Source organism: Polynucleobacter sp. 35-46-11 (genome assembly GCF_002281105.1).
On sequence record NZ_NCFJ01000234.1, the window covers coordinates 1 to 3850 of the forward strand.

Consider the following 3850-nt stretch of genomic DNA (forward strand, 5'->3'; position numbering starts at 1 on the left):
TAATTGACTCTATAGCCAATATTCTAGGAAGGTCTATGGGTGTAAACAAGCAAAATCCCACATAATGATAATATTTCTCACTATATGGAATTATGTTGCAATGCAATTAGCCAGCAAACAGCATTAATAGGCTGAAAAGGCTAATCTATCAGGCAAAATAGCCTGAATTCATGAATAAAATAGTGTTGTCCATCCGGCAGTTACGGCCAGTCAAATGGCTCCGAAAAATACGGGGCGTAAAGCTGGTTTACACCCCGCTCCTAGCAATTGTGCTGTTCACGGCAGTCATGGGTGTCATTCTTGGAACCCTACAGCTACAAGAGCAAAGTCAGCATGAGGCTGCCCTATTTCGGGAACTGTCATTCGCAAAGCAACGGATTCAATTACGCTTTTCGAACAACACAGATATTTTGCAATCGCTTGGTCGAGAGTATCTGAACTCGAATGAGTCGCCAAAAGATCGCGCAAACGTCACTATTCAAGCTGAAAATCTATTGCAGAGTAATCATGAGATTGTGCAAATTATTTGGACAGATCAAGAGAATCGCATTGAATGGAAGGTTCCCAATAACAATACCAAGACCAAGTGGTTCAACCAACCAGCAAATGCATTGATTATTAGGGAAGGTCTTGAGAAGTCCAGTGAACTAAGCAACGTAACCTACCGACCTGCTTACAGTCAATTTATTACTCTTGATGTACCACTCAATGATCCAGTTGCACGAGAGATGCGCAATGTCTTTTGGCAAACAGTTCCACAACTTGCTGGAACTGAACTCAAAGGGAGTATTGCGGTCCTGTATTCAACTCAAGCACTGCTGGAGATGATTCCCGCAGAGCTCAAGAGCCAATATCGCTTTACTTTATTGACCGATGATGAAAAAGTCTTAGCAATATCATCAGATAAAAATATTCCTAAACGCGCTTTTAGCAATCAAACCAGTTTGGATATTGGGGTACTTAGTCCCAATCTCAGTTTACGAATCGACACTTACCCGCCCGCAACAAACCTCACCTTCCGCATGCTTATTGGCGTTGTGCTTGGTTTGAGTGCCTTCGTCATTTGGAGCCTGTGGTCGGTATTAAAACAAATGCAAGTTCGTCAAGAAGCGGAAGCAAACCTACGAACGGAAACCAACTTTCGTAGCGCTATGGAAAACTCAACTCCTGTAGGAATTCGAGCGCACGATATGGACCGAAGTATCACTTACGTTAATCCTGCATTTTGCGAGATGACCGGGTGGACTGCGGAAGAATTAATTGGCCAAAAACCACCCTTTGCATTTTGGCCTGAAAGCGAAAAAGCAGCGCTCACCGAGAAAATGGATAGAGCTATTCAGCTAGCCCACGATCAAGAAAAAAGAATTGGTATTGAGGGCTCAATCATTCGCAAAGATGGTGGAATTATTCAGACGCGTACCTTTATCGCACCGTTAATCAATGAAAAAGGCAAGCAAACGGGTTGGGTCACCTCTCTGATTGATATTTCAGAGCCAAAGAAGATTCGCGAAGAGTTAGCTGCTTCACAAGAGCGTTTTATTACCGTGCTAGAAGGTTTAGATGCGGCAGTGTCAGTAGTGTCAAATGAGAATGGTGATTTGCTGTTTGCCAATCGATTTTATCGAGACCGTTTTGGGAACGACTCCAATGGCCATTTTGAACTGGCAGGCCAAGATGTCAATCAAAATCAAACTGGCTCCCAATTTGGCTTTAGTAATGCACTTAGCCTAGAAAATATCAATGCATTTGCCCATCAAGTATCAGAGTCCAATGAAATTCAACTAATTGATCCGGCAAGCGGGCAACAAAAGTGGTACGAAGTTCGGCGCCGACTTATTCCGTGGGTTGATGGGCACTTGGCACAACTTTTAATCGCGACCGATATCACCATTCGCGTTGAATCTGATGAATTGGCTCGCCAACAGGAGGAGCGCATGCAATTTACAGGTCGTCTAACCACCATGGGTGAAATGGCCTCCTCATTAGCGCATGAACTGAACCAACCCTTATCAGCAATCTCCAATTACTGCATGGGTGTTGCCAAACGGTTGCAAGGGCAACTTGAGCCTGGTTTACAGAAAGACATTATTCCCGCCTTAGAAAAAGCCTCAGATCAAGCTCACCGAGCAGGAACCATCATTCAGCGTATTAAGGGGTTTGTGAAGCGGAGTGAGCCTCAACGTAAATCCTGCGATATCAGTGAAATCATCAATGATGCAGTAGGCTTAGTGGAAATTGAGGCCAATCGCCATCGCCTCAGCATTAAATCCCAGGTTGCAGACAATTTACCCTTAGTTGATTTAGATCCCATCTTAATATTGCAAGTTTTAGTGAATTTACTCAAAAATTCCCTAGATAGCCTGCGAGAGGCCTACCCCCTTTCCTCTCGCTGGTCGGCACCTCCAGTCAGCATTTCGGCAGATCTTGATACCAGCATTTTTCCAGCCATGCTTCGGGTCCAGGTGGTCGATGCAGGCGCTGGGATAGCAGATTCGGTCATTGAGCGTATGTTTGAGCCGTTTTTTAGTACGAAAAACGATGGAATGGGCATGGGACTCAATATTTGCCGCTCCATTATTGAATCCCATCAGGGGCGCCTTTGGGCTAAAAATCTCATGGATGCAGAACATACCAAGCGCTCTGGCTGCAGCTTTACAATACTTCTACCACTTGAAGCCCCCGGGTCTCAAGCTAATATTTAACTTTGTACCTTTGTAAATTCTCTGTGAGAGCAAATATGAACCTCAGTTCCAACACCAAATCAAACCAAGCTGAAGTGGTTTATGTTGTCGATGATGATGAGGCAGTGCGTGACTCCTTAACTTGGTTGCTGGAAAGCAATGGTTATGTAGTTCGCTGTCATGCTAGCGCAGAGCGTTTTTTACAATCTTTACAAAGTACAGATAAATCTACTATTTCATGCGCGATTTTAGATGTTCGCATGTCTGGGATGTCTGGTCTTGAATTACAAGAGCGCTTAATTAGCGAAAACCTACCCATGCCGGTCGCTTTCATTACTGGTCATGGTGATGTCTCCATGGCCGTTTCTACAATGAAGCGCGGTGCTGTTGATTTCATTGAGAAACCTTTTAAAGAAAATGATCTTTGCGCATTAGTTGATCGTATGTTTGCCAAAGCACGCGTTGATTACTCTCAAGCAAGTCAACGCAAGGTTACCCAAAGCTTGCTTAGTAAACTTACCGGTAGAGAGCGTCAAGTTTTAGAGCGAATTGTTGCAGGCCGCTTAAATAAGCAAATTGCAGATGATCTGGGGATCTCTATTAAGACTGTTGAAGCCCATCGCGCCAACATCATGGAGAAGTTAAACGTCAATACCGTTGCCGATCTACTCCGCCTCGCGCTTTCTGATCCACAGCCTAATTAATTTCTTGCTATGCCTGCTCAACTACTTGATGGAAATGCCCTCTCTAAAAAACTACGTGCGGAAATCGCTGCTCGCGGCGCCATTGTTACCGCCAAGGATCGACGTCCAGGCTTAGCGGTAATTGTCGTTGGCGATAATGCTGCTAGTCAGGTATATGTTCGCAATAAAGTAAAAGCTTGCGAAGATGTTGGCTTTCATTCAGTCTTAGAGCGATATTCCGCTGATCTTGGCGAAGAGGAATTGCTAGCCCGTATTGCGACCTTAAATGCTGATCCAGCGATTCATGGCATTTTGGTTCAACTTCCATTGCCAGAACATATCGCCTCGGAAAGGGTTCTCGAAGCGATCGCCCCCGAAAAGGATGTGGATGGCTTTCACGTTGCTAATGCTGGCGCTTTGATGGTTGGTCAACCAGAGTTCAAGCCTTGCACGCCTTATGGCTGCATGAAGCTCTTGGAAAGCATT

3 protein-coding genes are annotated in these 3850 nt (G+C 44.8%); all 3 read left to right on the forward strand.

Annotation, left to right across the window (positions count from 1 at the left end; translation table 11 throughout):
- Window positions 1-170: 170 nt before the first annotated feature.
- The gene (locus tag B7Y67_RS12525; RefSeq protein WP_293598934.1) at window positions 171-2702 is read left to right on the forward strand and encodes a PAS domain-containing sensor histidine kinase; all 2532 of its coding nucleotides are present in this window, start codon (window positions 171-173) and stop codon (window positions 2700-2702) included.
- Window positions 2703-2737: 35 nt separating this feature from the next.
- Window positions 2738-3385 carry a response regulator transcription factor gene (locus B7Y67_RS12530; protein ID WP_293598935.1) on the forward strand — a complete coding sequence of 216 codons (648 nt, stop codon included), beginning with the start codon at window positions 2738-2740 and terminating at the stop codon, window positions 3383-3385.
- A 9-nt stretch (window positions 3386-3394) separates the two neighbouring features.
- Window positions 3395-3850, forward strand: a 456-nt coding sequence (locus B7Y67_RS12535) for a tetrahydrofolate dehydrogenase/cyclohydrolase catalytic domain-containing protein (RefSeq protein WP_293598936.1), incomplete at its 3' end; no start/stop codon positions are given.